This window comes from Stenotrophomonas maltophilia group sp. RY12688 (assembly GCF_052149045.1).
GTDB classification, from domain to species: domain Bacteria; phylum Pseudomonadota; class Gammaproteobacteria; order Xanthomonadales; family Xanthomonadaceae; genus Stenotrophomonas; species Stenotrophomonas sepilia.
This window is the reverse complement of the sequence record NZ_CP197389.1, coordinates 2784149-2800326: the sequence shown is the minus strand read 5'-3', so window position 1 is coordinate 2800326 and position 16178 is coordinate 2784149. Positions and strand designations below refer to the sequence as shown.

Annotated in this window: 16 protein-coding genes; 8 read left to right on the top strand and 8 right to left on the bottom strand. The window is 67.0% G+C overall.

Annotated features, from left to right (window positions below; genetic code table 11):
• The first annotated feature begins 1 nt into the window (after window position 1).
• A complete protein-coding gene (locus tag ACS0OT_RS13175) occupies window positions 2-886 on the top strand; it encodes an endonuclease/exonuclease/phosphatase family protein (RefSeq protein ID WP_053497851.1) in 885 nt (294 codons plus the stop codon).
• Between the two features lie 165 nt (window positions 887-1051).
• Here ACS0OT_RS13175 and rne read toward each other — a convergent pair whose 3' ends face one another.
• Window positions 1052-4339: a ribonuclease E gene (gene rne / locus ACS0OT_RS13170; RefSeq protein WP_111200746.1), complete on the bottom strand. Its 3288-nt coding sequence runs from the start codon at window positions 4337-4339 to the stop codon at window positions 1052-1054.
• A 408-nt stretch (window positions 4340-4747) separates the two neighbouring features.
• Between rne and ACS0OT_RS13165 the strand changes: the two genes are divergently transcribed.
• Window positions 4748-5722, top strand: coding sequence for an RluA family pseudouridine synthase (locus ACS0OT_RS13165; RefSeq protein WP_031269982.1), 975 nt, complete (start codon window positions 4748-4750; stop codon window positions 5720-5722).
• Window positions 5723-6069: 347 nt separating this feature from the next.
• On the opposite strand, the gene zupT is transcribed toward ACS0OT_RS13165, so the two are convergent.
• The 3 genes from zupT to ACS0OT_RS13150 all read right to left on the bottom strand — a co-directional run bounded on the left by zupT (window position 6070) and on the right by ACS0OT_RS13150 (window position 7740).
• A complete protein-coding gene (zupT, locus tag ACS0OT_RS13160; RefSeq protein ID WP_065186060.1) occupies window positions 6070-6879 on the bottom strand; it encodes a zinc transporter ZupT in 810 nt (269 codons plus the stop codon).
• Window positions 6880-6976: 97 nt separating this feature from the next.
• Entirely contained in the window at window positions 6977-7393 is a 417-nt protein-coding gene (locus ACS0OT_RS13155; RefSeq protein ID WP_065178285.1) for an energy transducer TonB, read from the bottom strand.
• The gene (locus ACS0OT_RS13150) at window positions 7390-7740 is read right to left on the bottom strand and encodes a 4a-hydroxytetrahydrobiopterin dehydratase (RefSeq protein WP_021203009.1); all 351 of its coding nucleotides are present in this window, start codon (window positions 7738-7740) and stop codon (window positions 7390-7392) included. Before ACS0OT_RS13150 ends, ACS0OT_RS13155 begins: the two co-directional genes overlap by 4 nt.
• A gap of 90 nt (window positions 7741-7830) precedes the next feature.
• Between ACS0OT_RS13150 and ACS0OT_RS13145 the strand changes: the two genes are divergently transcribed.
• Window positions 7831-8430 (top strand): NfuA family Fe-S biogenesis protein, encoded by a 600-nt coding sequence (locus ACS0OT_RS13145; RefSeq protein WP_049417239.1) that lies wholly within the window; start codon window positions 7831-7833, stop codon window positions 8428-8430.
• Between the two features lie 10 nt (window positions 8431-8440).
• On the top strand, window positions 8441-10201 hold the full coding sequence (locus ACS0OT_RS13140) for a hypothetical protein (protein WP_329889471.1): 1761 nt from the start codon (window positions 8441-8443) through the stop codon (window positions 10199-10201).
• 185 nt (window positions 10202-10386) lie between these two features.
• Here the strand turns inward: ACS0OT_RS13140 and ACS0OT_RS13135 are convergent, their stop codons facing one another.
• On the bottom strand, window positions 10387-10800 hold the full coding sequence (locus ACS0OT_RS13135) for a barstar family protein (protein WP_065186061.1): 414 nt from the start codon (window positions 10798-10800) through the stop codon (window positions 10387-10389).
• Window positions 10800-11252, bottom strand: a complete 453-nt coding sequence (locus ACS0OT_RS13130; protein ID WP_065178290.1) for a ribonuclease domain-containing protein — start codon at window positions 11250-11252, stop codon at window positions 10800-10802. Before ACS0OT_RS13130 ends, ACS0OT_RS13135 begins: the two co-directional genes overlap by 1 nt.
• Before the next feature lie 219 nt (window positions 11253-11471).
• On the opposite strand from ACS0OT_RS13130, the gene ACS0OT_RS13125 reads away from it, so the two are divergent.
• Window positions 11472-12083 carry a superoxide dismutase gene (locus ACS0OT_RS13125; RefSeq protein ID WP_005410310.1) on the top strand — a complete coding sequence of 204 codons (612 nt, stop codon included), beginning with the start codon at window positions 11472-11474 and terminating at the stop codon, window positions 12081-12083.
• Window positions 12084-12214: 131 nt separating this feature from the next.
• On the opposite strand, the gene ACS0OT_RS13120 is transcribed toward ACS0OT_RS13125, so the two are convergent.
• On the bottom strand, window positions 12215-13063 hold the full coding sequence (locus tag ACS0OT_RS13120; RefSeq protein WP_065186062.1) for an endonuclease/exonuclease/phosphatase family protein: 849 nt from the start codon (window positions 13061-13063) through the stop codon (window positions 12215-12217).
• Between the two features lie 162 nt (window positions 13064-13225).
• On the opposite strand from ACS0OT_RS13120, the gene ACS0OT_RS13115 reads away from it, so the two are divergent.
• Window positions 13226-14791, top strand: a complete 1566-nt coding sequence (locus ACS0OT_RS13115; protein ID WP_065186063.1) for a POT-type proton-dependent oligopeptide transporter — start codon at window positions 13226-13228, stop codon at window positions 14789-14791.
• A gap of 7 nt (window positions 14792-14798) precedes the next feature.
• Window positions 14799-15422, top strand: coding sequence for a rhomboid family intramembrane serine protease (locus ACS0OT_RS13110; protein WP_005417591.1), 624 nt, complete (start codon window positions 14799-14801; stop codon window positions 15420-15422).
• Window positions 15423-15470: 48 nt separating this feature from the next.
• On the opposite strand, the gene ACS0OT_RS13105 is transcribed toward ACS0OT_RS13110, so the two are convergent.
• The gene (locus ACS0OT_RS13105; RefSeq protein ID WP_162911592.1) at window positions 15471-15632 is read right to left on the bottom strand and encodes a hypothetical protein; all 162 of its coding nucleotides are present in this window, start codon (window positions 15630-15632) and stop codon (window positions 15471-15473) included.
• Window positions 15633-15840: 208 nt separating this feature from the next.
• Between ACS0OT_RS13105 and ACS0OT_RS13100 the strand changes: the two genes are divergently transcribed.
• Entirely contained in the window at window positions 15841-16143 is a 303-nt protein-coding gene (locus tag ACS0OT_RS13100; protein WP_005417588.1) for a GNAT family N-acetyltransferase, read from the top strand.
• Window positions 16144-16178: the final 35 nt, after the last annotated feature.

Below are 16178 nucleotides of genomic sequence, written 5' to 3'. Positions count from 1 at the left end.
GATGAAGCAGCAGGGGGCAAGGGTGCGCACGGCCGTGCGTGCCTTGGGACTGGCCATTGCATTGGCATTGCCGGGTGCCGTGATGGCAGCCGTGCCAACCGCCGCGACGGCGGCTGACGTCGCCAGCGCGCCAGGCATGAGCATGGTGACCTTCAACCTGCATCACGACCGCGAGGACTGGCCGAGCCGCCGCCGCACCATCCTGGCCGAACTCAAGCGCCTGCAGCCGGATGCGGTTGCCCTGCAGGAGGTGATCCAACGCCGTAACGTGCGCAACCAGGCACAGTGGCTGGCCAGCCAGCTGGGCTACAGGTACATCTTCGTCTCCACCGATCCGGTGGGCGCGCCGAAACGTTACGGCAACGCGCTGCTGAGCCGGCGCCCGATCCTCGCCCAAGGTGAGCACCTGTTGCGGCCGCTGGACGATTATCGGACGGTCGCCCATCTGCGCATCGATGTGGACGGCAAGGCGGTCAACGTCTATGCCACCCACTTCAACGAGCGCAGCGACGAGAATGGCCAGCGCATCCGTCGCACCCAGGTCGAGGACCTGCTGCGCTTCATCGCCAGCACCTCGGCCGGCGCACCGGTGGTGATCGCGGGCGACTTCAACGCACTGGTCGATGCCAGTGACCTGAGCGAGCTGCGCAGCCATTACGGTGACAGCTACGGCAGCGTGCACGTCAACACCGACCTGGCCGGGGTCAGTACGCTGAACAGGCACTACTACCCGGTGGCCTCGCGGATCGACCACATCTTCTTCCAGCAGGACGCGATGGTTGCACGTGAGGCCAAGCTCCTGTTCGACCAGCCCGATGACAGCGGTCGCTGGGCCTCGGACCACTACGGCGTGTGGACCCGCCTGCAGTTCGCTCCGACGCGCTGATGTCCTGGTAGGTGCCACCCTGGGTTGGCACGGACGTGTCCGCGTTCGCTCCAACAACGGCGCCGACCAGGGTTGGCCTCCCAGAGCGCTGCACGCGCCCAGCGCACAAACAGAAGCGGCGGGGATCATCGATCCCCGCCGCTTTTTCACGCGATCAAAGCGCGATCAGTTCGCCGGCGGCGTGCGCTTGGCGCCTTCTTCGCCTTCTTCGTCGGCCTTGGCTTCGGCCGCCTGGGCTGCCGCATCGGCGTGGCCATCGGCGACCGGATCGATCGACGGTGTCACCACTGCATTGGCAACCGGGGCCGCAGCTTCCACCGGTGCCGCTTCAACTGCCACCGGCGCGACCGGCTGTTCGGCGACCGGTGCGGTCTCGACGACCGGTTTGGCTTCAAATGCAGGAGCGGCTTCCGCCACCGGGGCAGCCTCAACGGCCAGCGGCTTGGCTTCGACCGCCGGAGCGGCTTCAGCGATCTCCGGCTTCGATTCCACGACCGCAGCAGCCTCGGCCTCGGCCACGGCCGACTTCACTTCGACCACCGCAGTGGCTTCAGCGACCGGGGCAGCCTCAACCACCACCGGCTTCGCTTCGACCGCCGGGGCTGCCGCTACCGCTGGCTGGGCCGGGGTTGCAGCGTCGATGGCATCAAGCATGCTGGTCTGCACCGGCGACGCCGCCGGTTCGGCCTTGGCGACGGCTTCGACCGGAGCCTGTACCTTCGCCACGACCGGTGCAGGAGCGTCGATCACGGCGCTGCTCACCACCGCGACCGGTGCGGCGACAGCAGCGGCGGCGGCGCGGACCGGCTTCTCGGCTTCGGCAGCGGTCGGTTCGGCTTCGTCATCGAATTCGAACTCCGGCTGCGAACGCGCCGGCTGTGCCGCGGCCACCGGAGTGGTCCCGGCAACGCTGTCGTTGCTCTGCCCGGCGACATCAGCGGCATCGGTGTCATCACCGTCGTCCGCGTCGTCCTGATCATCGCCCAGGCCATCGCTGCCGGCAGCGTTCTCGGCGCCACCACGACGGCGGCGACGGCCACCACGACGGCCACGGCGGCGGCGGGTTGCGCCTTCACCGGCCTGCTCGCCGTTGGCGTCGAGGGCAGCCTCTTCACCGGTCACGGCAATCGCCTCGGCCTCATTGGCGGCGTTGGCAGTGCTGTCGGCCGGTGCAGTGACTGCCGCCGGAGCGGAGGCAGCCGGTGCAACCGGCGCCACCGGCGCAGTGGCTTCCTGCGCGGTCACGACGTTGGCAGCGACGGCCGTAGCGGCTACGGCTGCCGCCACGGCCTCGGCCGGCAGCTCGGCGGCGCTGCGCTGCGGCTTTTCGGCCGGCTTGTCACCGTCCTGCTGCTGGCGCGGCTGCTTGGGCTGCTTCAGCTTCGGCTGGTTCTGGTTCTGGTTCTGGCCCTGCTGCTCGTTGCGCGGCTTGTGCTGCTGCTGCGGCTGCTGCTGGCCATCCTTCTGCTGCGGTTCTTTCTGCCTGCCCTGCTGTGGCTGCTGCTGGGCATTGCCGTTGTTGCCGTTGCGGCCGTCCTTGTTGCGCTGCTCACCACGGTCCTTGCGGTTGCCGCCATCCTTCTGCTGCTGCGCGTTACCGTTGCCACCGTTGCCACGGTTTTCGTCGCGACGGTCCTTGCGATCCTTGTTGCGATCCTTGTTGCGGTCCTTGCGACCACCGTCCTGCTGCTGGCGCGGAGCCGGGGCGGCCGGAGCCGGCGCTGGTGCCGGCTCGCCACCGAACACGCGCTTGAGCCAACCGATCACGCCGCCGCTCGAAGCCGGCGCCACTGGCGCTGCCACGACCGGAGCCGGAGCGGCTGCAGCCGGAGCCGCTTCCTCGCGCACCGGGGCGGGAGAGGTGTGCTTGACCTGGGTCACGGCCGGCGGCGGGATGTTCAGCTGGCCCTTGGTCAGGGCGTGCACCGGCAGCTTGCGCGGGGTGCCGCGCTGGTAGCTGGGCTTGCTGCTCTCTTCACCGAGCTCGTTCTCACGCAGGCGGGTGACGGCATAGTGCGGGGTGTGCAGCTGCTCGTCGGCGACGATCACGATCGGCGCTTCGTGGCGCTGCTCGATCTCGCGCAGGGCGCTGCGCTTCTCGTTCAACAGGTAGTTGGCGATCTCCACCGGCGCCTGGACCAGCACCTGCCCGGTGTTCTCCTTCATCGCGTGCTCTTCGGCGACGCGGATGATCGACAGCGACAGCGACTCGACGCTGCGCATGCGGCCGTGGCCGTCGCAACGCGGGCAGACGATCTGGCTGGATTCGCCCAGGCTCGGGCGCAGGCGCTGGCGGCTCATTTCCAGCAGGCCGAAGCGCGAGATGCGGCCGACCTGCACGCGGGCACGGTCGTACTTCAGCGCGTTGGCCAGGCGGTTCTCGACCTCGCGCTGGTGCTTGTTGGAGGCCATGTCGATGAAGTCGATCACCACCAGGCCGCCCAGGTCGCGCAGGCGCAGTTGGCGAGCCACTTCCTCGGCCGCTTCCAGGTTGGTCTGGAACGCGGTGTCCTCGATGTCGCTGCCCTTGGTGGCGCGCGAGGAGTTCACGTCGACTGCGGTCAGTGCTTCGGTCTGGTCGACCACGATCGAGCCACCCGACGGCAGGCGCACGTTGCGCTCGTAGGCACCTTCGATCTGCGACTCGATCTGGAAGCGGTTGAACAGCGGGATGTCGTCCTTGTAGTGCTTGAGCTTGCGCAGGGTCTGCGGCATCACCTGCTGCATGAACTCGCGGGCGTGCTCGTACATCTCCTCGGTGTCCACCAGGATCTCGCCGATGTCGGCGCGCAGGTAGTCACGCAGGGCGCGCACGATCAGGCGTGATTCCTGGTAGATCAGGAACGGGGCCGGCTTGCTCAGTGCGGCTTCGGCGATGGCGCGCCAGACGTTGAGCAGGTAGTCCAGGTCCCACTGCAGCTCTTCCGCATCGCGACCGACGCCGGCGGTGCGGATGATCACCCCCATGTCGTCGGGAATGTTCAGCTTGTCCAGGGCCTCCTTCAGCGCGGCACGGTCTTCGCCCTCGATGCGGCGGGACACACCGCCGGCGCTGGGCGAGTTCGGCATCAGCACCATGTAGCGGCCGGCCAGCGAGATGAACGTGGTCAGGGCGGCGCCCTTGTTGCCACGCTCTTCCTTGTCGACCTGGACAACGATCTCCTGGCCTTCCTTCAGCAGCTCGCGGATACCGGCCTTGTTGTGGTCGACACCGGCCTGGAAGTAGTCGCGGGAAATCTCCTTCAGCGGCAGGAAGCCATGGCGGCCACCGCCATACTCGACGAAGGCGGCTTCCAGCGAGGGCTCGATGCGGAAGATCCGGCCCTTGTAGATGTTGGACTTCTTCTGTTCCTTCGACGGCTGTTCGATGTCGATGTCATACAACGACTGGCCATCCACGATGGCAACACGCAGCTCTTCAGCCTGCGTGGCGTTGATCAGCATTCGCTTCATTGTTGCGTTCCTCGCAAGCGGCTACCGCGCGGAACGCCATGGGGTTTCGCCTCTGGACACGGCTCGCCGCCCATTCGCGCAAGCGCGGGGAGGGCGGCTTGGGTTTCCAGCGCTACGACACCACGGCAGGCCGCGGGAGCGCTTCACTCTTATGGGTTTTTGGGTGTTGCAGGGCCGCAGGCAGCTGTCAGCCAGGCTGGAGCGCCACGCGGGACATGTTCAGCACGGTTGCGTGTCAGGCATCCGGCGATGGCCGGGAAGGCCGGTGAGCCGCTAACATGGCCGCCCCGCGGGCGGTGGTCGCGCACTGTGCCGGATTCGTCGGAAGCTGGGCTTCTGGCCCTGAGTAACTTCCAACGAAATCAATCCCTTATCTCGCCCCCCGAGTGTAACAGAATAAACAGCCTGATGACCGCCCAAGACCCGACCAAACCCGCTGGCGACAAGCCTTCCGTGCGCATGATCACCGTTCCCGCCGACCGCGCCGGCCAGCGCCTGGACAACTTCCTGCTCGGCCAGCTGAAGGGAGCCCCGCGCAGTCTGGTGTACAAGCTGGTGCGCAGTGGGCAGGTTCGGGTGAACGGCGGCCGCGCCAAGGCCGAGCGCAAGCTGGAGGCGGGCGATGAGGTGCGTGTGCCGCCGGTCCGTCTCAGCGAGGAAGGAGACAAGGCCGGTCCGCCAGAGGCGTTCATGCGCCGCCTGGAGCAGGCCATCGTCTTCGAGGACGCCCGGCTGCTGGCCCTGAACAAGCCCTCCGGCGTGGCCAGCCACGGCGGCAGCGGCATCAGCTTCGGTGCCATCGAGACCCTGCGCGCCTTGCGCCCGGGACAGACACTGGAGCTGGTCCATCGGCTGGATCGCGACACCTCGGGCCTGCTGATCGTGGCCAAGAAGCGTTCGGCACTGAGCGAACTGCAGGCGCTGTTGCGTGAAGACCACGGCGCCGGCATCCGCAAGCGCTATCTGACCCTGCTGGCCGGCCGCATGCCGGACGGCGTGATGACCGTCGACGCGCCGCTGCACGTGGGCCTGCGCCAGGGCGGCGAGCGCCATGTACAGGTCAATGCGATCGGCAAGGAATCGATCAGTCACTTCCGGGTGCTGGAGCGCCGCGGCGGCCATTCGTACTGCGAGGTGCGCATCGAAACCGGCCGCACCCATCAGATCCGCGTGCATGCCCAGCATCTGGGCCATCCGGTGGCCGGTGACGACAAATACGGCGATCCTGCGGTCAACAAGCGGCTTCGTGAGCAGATCGGACTGAAGCGACTGTTTCTGCACGCGGCCTCGCTGGAGTTTGCACTGGACGACGGCAAGAGTCCGTATGTGCTGAACGCGCCGCTGGCCGATGAGCTGGTCGAGGCGCTGGACCGGCTGCGCTGACGGCGGTTCGGCGGCGCCGGGTGCTTGGTCGGCGCCGTCGCTTCCCTGCGGAGAGTGGGCTTGTCACTTTCTTTGCTCGTGCAAAGAAAGTAACCAAAGAAACACGCCGCCATCCGCGAGCCGGCGCCGCGCGCCGGTGCCCTGCGCTCCTCGGTCCGCCGAGGGACGGCGCGGAACTCGCTGCGCTCAGACACCCGCGCCTCTTCGCCCTCGCCGGACCTGCGGTGCTCGGCTCGCTACAAGGCGGACCCGGACATCCGCAGCGTAGGCCCATACCCGCCCGTGACCTCTCGATACTGTGGGACGTACCAGCCGCGAGGGGGCTCAGCCCGTTGGCTGCAAATCCCTCACCACTTGAACAGCACCAGGCTGATCGCCAGCGAGCCCATGCCCGCCACCAGCCCATAAACGGTCTCGTGGCCCTTCGCATAGCGCTTGGCGGCCGGCAACAGTTCATCCAGTGCCAGGAACACCATCACGCCGGCAATCAGCCCGAACACCCAGCCGAAGGTGGCGTGCGAAAGCGACCCGGACAGCAACCAGTAGCCGAGCGCCGCGCCCACCGGCTCGGCCAGACCCGACAGCAGGCTGGCGCTGAATGCATAGGCCTTGTTCTGGGTGGCGAAGTACACCGGCACCGCGATCGCGATGCCCTCGGGGATGTTGTGGATGGCAATCGCAAAGGCCAGTGGCATGCCCACCGACGGGCTTTCCAGCGTGGCGAAGAAGGTCGCCAGCCCTTCCGGGAAATTGTGCGCGGTGATCGCGACGGAAGTCAGCAGCGCGACCCGCTTCAGGTACTCGCGGCTGTTCTCGCGGAACGCAGGATCTTGCTTGTCCAGGCTGTCATGCGGGTTGGGAATGAAGTGGTCGATCAGCACGATCACGATCACGCCCAGCAGGAACGCCAGGGTGCCGTAGGTGAAACCGGTGCGTTCGCCATGGGCCAGTGCGAACGAAGCAATGGACTTGTTGAGGATTTCCGACAGCGACACATAGACCATCGCGCCGCCGGCGAAGGCCAGGCCGAAGGCCAGCAGGCGCGGGTTGGGGCGGCGCGAGAACAGCACCAGCAGGCTGCCGATCGCAGTGGCGAGGCCGGCCGCGAGGGTGACCGCCAGCGCAATCCAGATGTTTTCGGGGGGAATCTGCAGCATCTACCGACGCAGTCCTGGTCAACAGACAACCGCCCCGGACAGGGCCGGGGCGGCGAGGGCGAGGCGGGCGCCGGCTGGCCTCGTCGGGTGCGTGCGATCAGCCGCCGCGGCGCAGGCGCTCTTCAATGGCGAAGCACTGGTCCGGCTTCGGCTGCGGCGGGTTGAAGCTGACCGGCACCTGGATGGTGGCCGGCACCGCCTGGCCATTGCGTGTCGCGGCCTTGAACTGCCAGCCCTGCACGGCGGTTTTGGCCAGTTCGTCCAGCTGCGGGTTGCCCGCGCCAGTCAGCAGGGCGACCTCGCTCGGCTTGCCGTCGGTGCCGATGGTCACCTTGAACGTACTGGTGCCGCCCACGCCCATGCAGGCCAGTTCAAGCGGGTACTGCGGCGGCGGCGTCTTCACTGCTGCGACTTCGGTTGGCGGCGGCGGCGGTGGTGCCGGCGGTTCGGACGAGCCGCAGCCGGCCAGGCCGGCCGCAGCGATCAGGGACAGGCTCAGCAAGCGTACGTTCATGGCAGTTGCTCCGTCAGGGCCGAAGTCTTGGCCGCGCAGATGAAGTCGTTCTCGCTCAGACCGCCCACGTCATGGGTGGAAAAGCGCACGACCGCGCGGTCGTAGTGCACGCCCAGGTCCGGATGGTGGTCCTCGCGATGGGCAATCCAGGCCAGCGCGTTCACGAAGGCCATGGTGGCGTAGTAATCCTTGAAGCGGAAGGTGCGCGTCAGGGCCTGCCCGCCCTCGCTCAGCTCCCAGCCGGGAACCTGCGGCAGCAGTTCGGCCAGGCGGGCTTCGCCGAGCTTGTGGTCGCTGCCTTTGCGTGGCACGCAACGGGCCTGGGCCAGTGGAATCAGGTCGGCCATGGGAATCTCCACCTCGTGTTGACTGAACAATGCGCCGGACGGTGTATAAACCGAATGAGCGGCTGACGCTTACTTGGCTAGAATAGCCTGATGATCCAGATCTCCGACACTGCCCAGACCCATTTCCGCAAGCTGATCGAACGCGAGGGCGTGCCTGGCATGGGCGTGCGCCTGAGCGCGGTCGACCCCGGTACCCCGCGCGCCGACGCCCGGCTGGAATTCGCCGAACCCACCGACCTGCTGGGCGACGAGTGGGCGGTGGACTGCGATGGCTTCACCCTCTATGTCGATGCTGGCAGCGTTGGCTGGCTCGACGGTGCCGAGATCGACATCGTCGCCGGCACCGCCGGTGCCCAGCAGTTGACCATCAAGGCGCCGCGCATCAAGGGTGAAGCGCCCGGTGATGCGGCCTCGCTGGTCGAGCGCGTGCACTGGGTGGTGGAGAACGAAGTCAATCCGCAGCTGGCCTCGCATGGCGGCAAGGTGGCCGTGCAGGAAGTCTCGGCCGACGGCGTGGTGCTGCTGCGCTTCGGTGGTGGCTGCCAGGGCTGCGGCATGGCCGACGTGACGCTCAAGCAGGGCATCGAAAAGACCCTGATGGGCCGTGTGCCGGGCGTGACCGCCGTGCGCGACGCGACCGACCACGACAGCGGCCACGCGCCGTACATCCCGCGCGACAACGTCGCCTGATCGCTGACGCGTGCCTCTGACCCGGGCCGAGCAACTCATCGATCTGCTGCTGGCCCGCCAGCAGCCCCGCGCCGTCCTTGAGAAGACCACGCGCCTGCCTTATGGCTGGGCGCTGTGGCTGCGCTCGCTGGGGCCGCTGCCGCGGCCGTTGCATGCCCGCGAAGTGATTGCGGTATTGCTGCCGCGTCCGCTGCCCGGCCGGCCAGGCCAATCGCCGCAGTTGTCACCGTGGCAGGCGTTGCGCCGTCTGTTCTGGCAGGACTGGGACGCTGCGCCGCGCGACCAGCGCTGGATGCGCTGGACCTCGGCGCTGATAAGCGCACTGCTGCACCTGCTGTTCTTCATGCTGCTGCTGTGGGTGGCGGTGATCCGCACCACTGCGCCAGACGAAGAGGGCGCCGAGGGCGAGCGCGTGCAGGTGGAGTTCGTCGGCCGCGCGACCCAGGAAGGCGGGGGCGATCAGCCCGGCGCCGAAGTCGCTGCGGCCGCTGCGGCAGGTCGGGTTGCGACGGGGCAGCAGGCGGACGCCGCCACAGCTCCTGCCCCGCGTCCGGCGGCTGCCGAAGCCGCCGCATCTTCCCCTGCATCCGCGCCGACCGCCGGTGTTCCTCCGCCGCCAGCCGAAGCCGAGCCGGCGCCGGTTGCCGCGCCGCCGCCTTCACCGGTCCAGGCCACCGAGGTGGCGCAGGCCAGCACGGATTTCGTGGTGCCGCCGGTCAGCGTGCCGCGAACCGAAGTCAGCGTCGTACCACGTGACAGCACGCCCGTTGTGCGCGAGCGCAGCGTGCAGCCGGTGCAGGCGCCGCCGACGCCAAGCCAGATGCGCAGCCCGGAACTGGCCGTGCGCACGCCGCAGGTGCGTGACATCCAGGTGCGCGAACGCGAAGTCAGCATCGTCGAAGCGCCCGTCGCGCCCAAACCGCTGCGCAGCCCTGAAATGCAGGTGCGCGTGCCACAGCAGCACGTGCAGGTGCGTGAACGTGAAGTGCAGGCCGTGGCCGATCCGCAGGTGCGGATGGCGGCGGTGGCCGGGCGTGAGCCCGCCGTACGCGCGCCCACCGGCCGTGATGTACAGGTGCGGGAGCGTGAAGTGGCCCCGGCACCGGCGGTGGCACCGGCATCCTCCAGTGGCAGTGCCACCGTGACGCCTGCGGCTGCGGCCCAAGGCCGCGCGGCGCAGACGAGCAGCAGCACGCGTCCGTCAGCCTCCAGCAGCACACCGGCAAACGCAGGAGCGCGCCCGGCCCCCGATCCCGGCAACTGGGCGACACCGGCCAAGGGCGATGACTGGGGATCTTCCAGCCGCAGCCGCGACGGCAGCAATGGCGGTGCCCGCCAGGCCAGTGCCGCCGGCAGGGGCAATGGCCTGTTCAATGCCGATGGCAGCGTACGCGTGCCGGGCCAGGACGGCGACGGCCACGCCGAGCGAGGTGCGCCCGGTGGCGCCAACGACGGCTGGAGCAAGGAGCGCATCGCGCAATCGGGCACATGGCTGAAACGTCCGCCGTACGACTACACGCCGACGTCGTTCGACAAGTACTGGGTGCCACAGGAATCGCTGCTGGCCGAATGGGTGCGCAAGGGCGTCAAGGCGATGGAGATTCCACTGCCGGGCACCAACACGAGGATTTCCTGCGTCATTTCGATCCTGCAGGCCGGCGGTGGCTGTGGCCTGACCAACCCCAACATGCAGGACCAGCCGGCCGTGGCACGGCCGCCGCCGGACATTCCGTTCAAGAAAGAACTGCAGGAAGACAACGGCAGCCGCTAGCGGCTGCCGTTGTCCACGCATGTTCCCTTATCCCCGCGCCGTTGGCGCGCCCCCTTGAACAACAAGGGGGCTTTTCGCTGGACCCACAGCGGGATGTGGCGGTCGTGCTGGCGTGCTTTGGTAGATGCCAACCTTGGTTGGCACACAAGCGCCGACCAAGGTCGGCCTCTACCCAGGCACTGACCTTACGTGCTCTGTGACAGGAACACCCAGAACGGTACATCGCGACCGACCCAATCGCGGCTGGCTTCATCCATCACGTCCAGCAGGGTGGCGAAGTCCCTCTGTGCGTTGGCACGCAGTGCATCCACGTCGGCCAGGAACAGCGCGTAGCCGTTGGCTGGCAGCCATTGCAGATCACGCAGGTTGTCCGACAGTGCATCCCAGTTGCCGCCGAAACCGGCCGGGAAATCCAGCTGCGCGGCGAGCCGGGCGAGCAGGGTGCGCTTGTCCGTCACGCCCTCCAGATCGATGCGGATCACCTTCAGGCTGGCATCGCGCATTGCTGCGGCCAGCGCGCCGATGTCATCGCTGTCGATGGCATAGACGCCGGCATTGTTGATGTCATGCAGGCCGAGGCCGAAATCATCGTGGCTCATCACTGCGCTCCCTGGGCCGGTACGGTGAAGCTGCGGAACGATTCGTAGTGGTCGTCGGTGTAGTACCACGCCTCCGGCGGATCGCCGCCGGTGACGATGCGGCGCGTGCCACGCGTGCGTGCACCGGGGGTGTCGACGGTGTACTCGCGGTAGTAGCCACGCGGACGTTGCGGCAATTGCTGTTCACGGTTGCCGAAGGTGGTGCCGTCCTGTCGGTGCGGGAATGGACCGCCTCGCTGGATCAGGGCAATGGTCTGGCGTGCTTCGGTGGGCAGGAACGCGGGCAGGCCGTTGTCCCGTCCGGGCGTGGCCGTGGCAGGCGCCCGTGCGGTCGGTGTTCCCTGCAGGTCCGGTGCGAACTGTGGCGTCGGCGGCCGCTGCAGGAAATGGTTGGCGACCAGGCCGAGCAGCAGCAGGGCGATGGCGGTGATCAGCAGCCGGGGGTTGCGCATGGGCAGGGGCGGGCGAGGGTGGTACATGCACTGTAGCGCCTGCGCGCTGCATGGCACATGAGGAGGGCGCCGCGTCACTGCTGCGTAACAATTGCCGTCGTGCTCACTGGCAGGACGCAATTTCCTTTACATCCCCCTTGGTAATCTGCGGGTCTGTCCCCATCATTCACGGCGCACCGCCCGACATCGTCGGGTGCCCTCGCAATCAGGAGATGCATCATGGCCTACACCCTGCCCAAGCTGTCCTACGCCTACGACGCGCTGGAGCCGCATATCGATGCGGCGACGATGGAAATCCATCACACCAAGCATCACCAGACCTACATCAACAACGTCAACGCGGCGCTGGAAGGCACCGAATACGCTGACCTGCCGGTCGAAGAGCTGGTGAAGAAGCTCAAGTCGCTGCCGGAGAACCTGCAGGGTCCGGTGCGCAATAACGGTGGTGGCCATGCCAACCACTCGCTGTTCTGGACCGTGATGGCCCCGAACGCGGGCGGCAACCCGGTGGGTGACGTGGCCAAGGCCATCGACAAGGACCTGGGCGGTTTCGACAAGTTCAAGGATGCCTTCACCAAGGCGGCGCTGACCCGTTTCGGCAGTGGCTGGGCATGGCTGAGCGTGACCCCGGACAAGAAGGTCGTGGTCGAGAGCACCGGCAACCAGGACAGCCCGCTGATGGAAGGCAACACGCCGATCCTCGGCCTGGACGTTTGGGAGCACGCGTACTACCTGAAGTACCAGAACCGCCGCCCGGAATACATCGGCGCGTTCTTCAACGTCATCGACTGGAATGAAGTCGAGCGCCGTTACCAGGAAGCGATCGCCTGATTGCGGTGATGGGATGAGTGGAAAGGCCGGGGGAGACCCCGGCCTTTCCTGTTGCAGGATTCATTCGGTAGCGCCGGCCGCTGGCCCGCAATCGTGTGGTCCCCGGGGAGCCGGCCTGCGGCCGGCACGACCTATTCGGCAGTGGCCGTATCGTCCTGCAGGCGCAGGGTTGCCAACACGCCGAGGCGCAGTCCGGGCAGGTCGCCGTCGGCGGGCAGCAGGATCGGCTGCTGGCGGATGCCGCCGAAGTGCTTGACCTGGAACAGCACGTCCAAGCCGTGGCCACTGGCGCCGCCACCACTGGCTGCAGGCGGCTCGGCGCGGCCGCCGGGATTGCGCCGTGCCGGCTGGAAGCCGGGCGTGCTACGCACCAGCTCAACCGTGCTGGCCGAAAAGTCGCCCGCGATCAGGCTGGGCATGCCTTCGGCGGTGGCGCCGATCCAGGTCATCAGGTCGCTGGTCTGGTGTTGGCGGGCGGTGGCCTCGTCCGGGTCCGGGCGGAGCCGCGCCACATAGATGTTGACCAGCGCCTCGCCCAGCTTCAGCCGCATCATGCCGGCCGCACTGAAGGTGCCGGGAGGATGCAGCAGGGTCACGCCGTCCTCGCTCACCGGCAGCCGGGTCAGCATGGCGTTGCCATGGCGCAGTGGCTGGCTGGGTGGGTCGGCGGTGACGAAGTCGCAGCTGTAGCGCAGCCGGCTGGCCAGCCAGCAGGCCGGGTTGCGGCCTTGCTGCTGCAGCACCTGCTGCACCGAGATCACGTCCGGCTGCAGGTCGGTCAGCAGTTGTGCGACCTGCTCGCGGCGCTGCTTCCATTGCGCGTCATCGCGGCTGGGCAGCTCCAGCGCGGCTACCGTCAGCTGCCGAGGTTCGCTCTCACGGGCAACGGCGGCCGGCGCCTGTGGTCGTGCCTGCGCCTGCAATGCCAGCAACAGCGCAAGGCAGCTGAGCAGGAGGCGGGCGGGGGCGAGGGGGCGCATAACGATAAGTTTACGCTTTTGCCGTGCAGGTGCCGTGACTTCCGGCAGGGCCTGCACTGCCTGCCACGGATTGGCACCGTTGTCATGCAGCCCTGCAGCGTGCTTCGCAAGCCCCGGTTCCGGTAACCTTGCGCCTTTCGCTTTGCAGGAATGCCTTACAGGATGAGCCACGACGCAGTCGCCCCCATCGCCGGCCAAGGAAAGATGCCGCGCCAGATTCCGTACATCATCGGCAATGAGGCCTGCGAACGGTTCAGTTTCTACGGGATGCGCAACATCCTGGTGCAGTTCCTGATCACCTCGCTGCTGCTGCAGGAAATCACCGCGGAAGGCCGTGCCGGTGAAGCCAAGGACATCATGCACAGCTTCATGATCGGCGTGTATTTCTTCCCGCTGCTCGGTGGCTGGCTGGCCGACAGGTTCTTCGGCAAGTACCACACGATCCTCTGGTTCAGCCTGGTCTACTGCGCCGGCCACCTGTGCCTGGCGCTGTTCGAGAACAGCCGCGAGGGCTTCTTCCTTGGCCTGGGCCTGATCGCGCTGGGTGCCGGTGGCATCAAGCCGCTGGTGGCCTCGTTCATGGGCGACCAGTTCGACCAGAGCAACAAGCACCTGGCCAAGATCGTCTTCGACGCCTTCTACTGGATCATCAACTTCGGCTCGCTGTTCGCCTCGCTGCTGATCCCGCTGGCACTGAAGAACTGGGGGCCGCAGTGGGCGTTCGGTATCCCGGGCATCCTGATGTTCATTGCAACCTTCGTGTTCTGGCTGGGCCGCAAGCGCTACGTGCTGGTGCCGCTGCCGCCGAAGGATCCGCATTCGTTCGCCAATGTGGTGCGTACCGCGCTGACCACGCGCGTGGCCGGCCAGGGCCGTCCGGGCCTGGTGATCGCCGTGCTCGGCCTGGCGCTGGCTGCAGCCTCGTTCGGCCTGGTCGGCTCGCTGGGCATCGTGATCTGCCTGTGCCTGGCGCTGGTGTCGATCCTGGCGGGCATCGGTGGTGGCACCTGGCTGCAGCTCGATCGCGCCCGCGGCCAGCATCCGGCCGAAGCCGTGGAAGGCGTGCGCTCGGTGCTGCGCGTGCTGGTGATCTTCGCGCTGACCACGCCGTTCTTCTCGCTGTTCGACCAGAAGGCCTCGACCTGGGTCCTGCAGGGTCAGCAGATGCAGATGCCGAGCTGGTTCACCGCCTCGCAGATGCAGGCGCTGAACCCGCTGCTGGTGATGATCCTGATTCCGTTCAACAACCTGGTGCTGTACCCGGCCCTGCGCCGCTTCGGCTTCGAGCCGACCGCGCTGCGCCGCATGACCGCCGGCATCGCCTTCAGCGGCCTGGCCTGGATCGTGGTCGGCGGCATCCAGGTGGTGATGGACGGCGGCAACGCCATGTCGATCTTCTGGCAGATGCTGCCGTATGCGCTGCTGACCTTCGGTGAGGTGCTGGTCTCGGCCACCGGCCTGGAGTTCGCCTACAGCCAGGCGCCGCAGGCGATGAAGGGCGTGGTGATGAGCTTCTGGAACCTGACCACCACCATCGGCAACCTGTGGGTGCTGCTGTCGAACGCTGCCGTGCGCAACGATGCCGTGACCCACAGGATTGCCAGTACGGGCCTGAGCGAAGCGGCGTTCCTGATGTTCTTCTTTGCCGGTTTCGCCTTCGTCGCGGCGTTGGCCTTCGGTTGGTACGCGAAACGCTATCGTATGGTCGACAACTACCGTAGCGCCTGAGCCTGACATGACCCCCGTCAATCTGCTGTTGATCGCCATCACCGCCATCCTGTCGTGGATGGCGTTCAACAACCGCAAGCTGGCCGATCGCCTGATCCTGTGGCCGCCGGCCGTCGACCGCCATCGCCAGTACGACCGGCTGGTGACCTATGGCTTCATCCACGCCGACTGGTCGCACCTGATCTTCAACATGATCACCCTGTTCTTCTTCGGGGGATTCATCGAGAGCGTGATGGTGCAGCTGACCGGCAGCTACCTGACCTACCCGGCGTTCTACATCGGCGCGCTGCTGGTCTCGATCCTGCCCAGCTACCTGAAGAACCAGAAGAATCCGAACTACCTCAGCCTCGGGGCATCCGGTGCGGTGTCGGCGGTCCTGTTCGCCTTCATCCTGATCAAGCCGTGGTCGATCATCCTGGTGTTCTTCATCCCGGCACCGGCGATCATCTATGCCGCGTTCTACGTCGGCTACAGCATCTGGATGGACAAGCGCGGCGGCGATCGCATCAACCACAGCGCGCACCTGGCAGGTGCGGCGTTCGGCGTGATCTTCATGCTGGCCATGCAGCCGAGCATCTTCAACCACTTCCTGCGCGAACTCTCCAACCCGACCTTCCGCCTGGGCGGCTGAAGCGTGCCGGGGTCGGATCCTGTGGATCCGGCCCCGGCGTATCCGGTTTCAGGCCTGGGTCGTGTGGCCGTAGGTATCCAGCAGGCGGGCGAATACTTCCTCGCCGATGCGCTGGAAATCCTGATCCTCGGTCTGCCCTTCCACCGCCAGTTGCAGCAGGCCCTCCAGCAGGGCGCGGTCGGTATCGGAATGGGAATCGCTGGCGTGCATGGGAGCCTCCACGGTGGTGCGCATGATCAACGGTCGCAAGGGTCGTGCCAGCCTAGCCGTACCCCGCCATAGGCGATAGCGGCCGGCGACCCTCCAGCTTGAGGGCGAAAACTGACGTGAATGGACTGGACTTGCCCCTGTTCAGGCTTCACGCGATCATGGCGCCCGGCTGCGCACCATCCACGCAGTCGCCGCAGGAGACAGTTCCATGGCTTCGGTCACGCCCCCCGGTCTGGCCTACGAGGTCGAACACGATCTGGCCAACCACCGCTTCACCGCCCGTGTGCGAGGACAGCTGGCGGTGCTGGACTACCAGATCAAGCGCAAGCGCATGGTCATCACCCACACCGAGGTGCCTGAGCCGATCGCCGGCCGTGGCATCGCCGGTGAACTCACCCGCGTGGCACTGCGTTTCGCCCGCGAGCAGAAGTACAAGGTGGTGCCGGCATGTTCCTACGCCGAGGCCTTCCTGCAGCGGCACGAGGAGTACCACGACCTGCTCGTTGGCTGAATGCCAGCGGGCCACGCTTCAGCCATGGCAGGCGA

Excerpts from the sequence above, each read along its gene's own strand:
- ACS0OT_RS13110 (WP_005417591.1), top strand. The coding sequence starts at position 14,799 with ATGACCCCCGTCAATCTGCTGTTGATCGCCATCACCGCCATCCTGTCG.
- ACS0OT_RS13155 (WP_065178285.1), bottom strand. The coding sequence starts at position 7,393 with ATGAACGTACGCTTGCTGAGCCTGTCCCTGATCGCTGCGGCCGGCCTG.
- ACS0OT_RS13135 (WP_065186061.1), bottom strand. The coding sequence starts at position 10,800 with ATGAGCCACGATGATTTCGGCCTCGGCCTGCATGACATCAACAATGCC.
- ACS0OT_RS13165 (WP_031269982.1), top strand. The coding sequence starts at position 4,748 with ATGACCGCCCAAGACCCGACCAAACCCGCTGGCGACAAGCCTTCCGTG.
- ACS0OT_RS13120 (WP_065186062.1), bottom strand. The coding sequence starts at position 13,063 with ATGCGCCCCCTCGCCCCCGCCCGCCTCCTGCTCAGCTGCCTTGCGCTG.
- ACS0OT_RS13175 (WP_053497851.1), top strand. The coding sequence starts at position 2 with ATGAAGCAGCAGGGGGCAAGGGTGCGCACGGCCGTGCGTGCCTTGGGA.
- ACS0OT_RS13105 (WP_162911592.1), bottom strand. The coding sequence starts at position 15,632 with ATGCACGCCAGCGATTCCCATTCCGATACCGACCGCGCCCTGCTGGAG.
- ACS0OT_RS13145 (WP_049417239.1), top strand. The coding sequence starts at position 7,831 with ATGATCCAGATCTCCGACACTGCCCAGACCCATTTCCGCAAGCTGATC.
- ACS0OT_RS13115 (WP_065186063.1), top strand. The coding sequence starts at position 13,226 with ATGAGCCACGACGCAGTCGCCCCCATCGCCGGCCAAGGAAAGATGCCG.
- zupT (WP_065186060.1), bottom strand. The coding sequence starts at position 6,879 with ATGCTGCAGATTCCCCCCGAAAACATCTGGATTGCGCTGGCGGTCACC.
- ACS0OT_RS13130 (WP_065178290.1), bottom strand. The coding sequence starts at position 11,252 with ATGCGCAACCCCCGGCTGCTGATCACCGCCATCGCCCTGCTGCTGCTC.
- ACS0OT_RS13100 (WP_005417588.1), top strand. The coding sequence starts at position 15,841 with ATGGCTTCGGTCACGCCCCCCGGTCTGGCCTACGAGGTCGAACACGAT.
- ACS0OT_RS13125 (WP_005410310.1), top strand. The coding sequence starts at position 11,472 with ATGGCCTACACCCTGCCCAAGCTGTCCTACGCCTACGACGCGCTGGAG.
- ACS0OT_RS13150 (WP_021203009.1), bottom strand. The coding sequence starts at position 7,740 with ATGGCCGACCTGATTCCACTGGCCCAGGCCCGTTGCGTGCCACGCAAA.
- rne (WP_111200746.1), bottom strand. The coding sequence starts at position 4,339 with ATGAAGCGAATGCTGATCAACGCCACGCAGGCTGAAGAGCTGCGTGTT.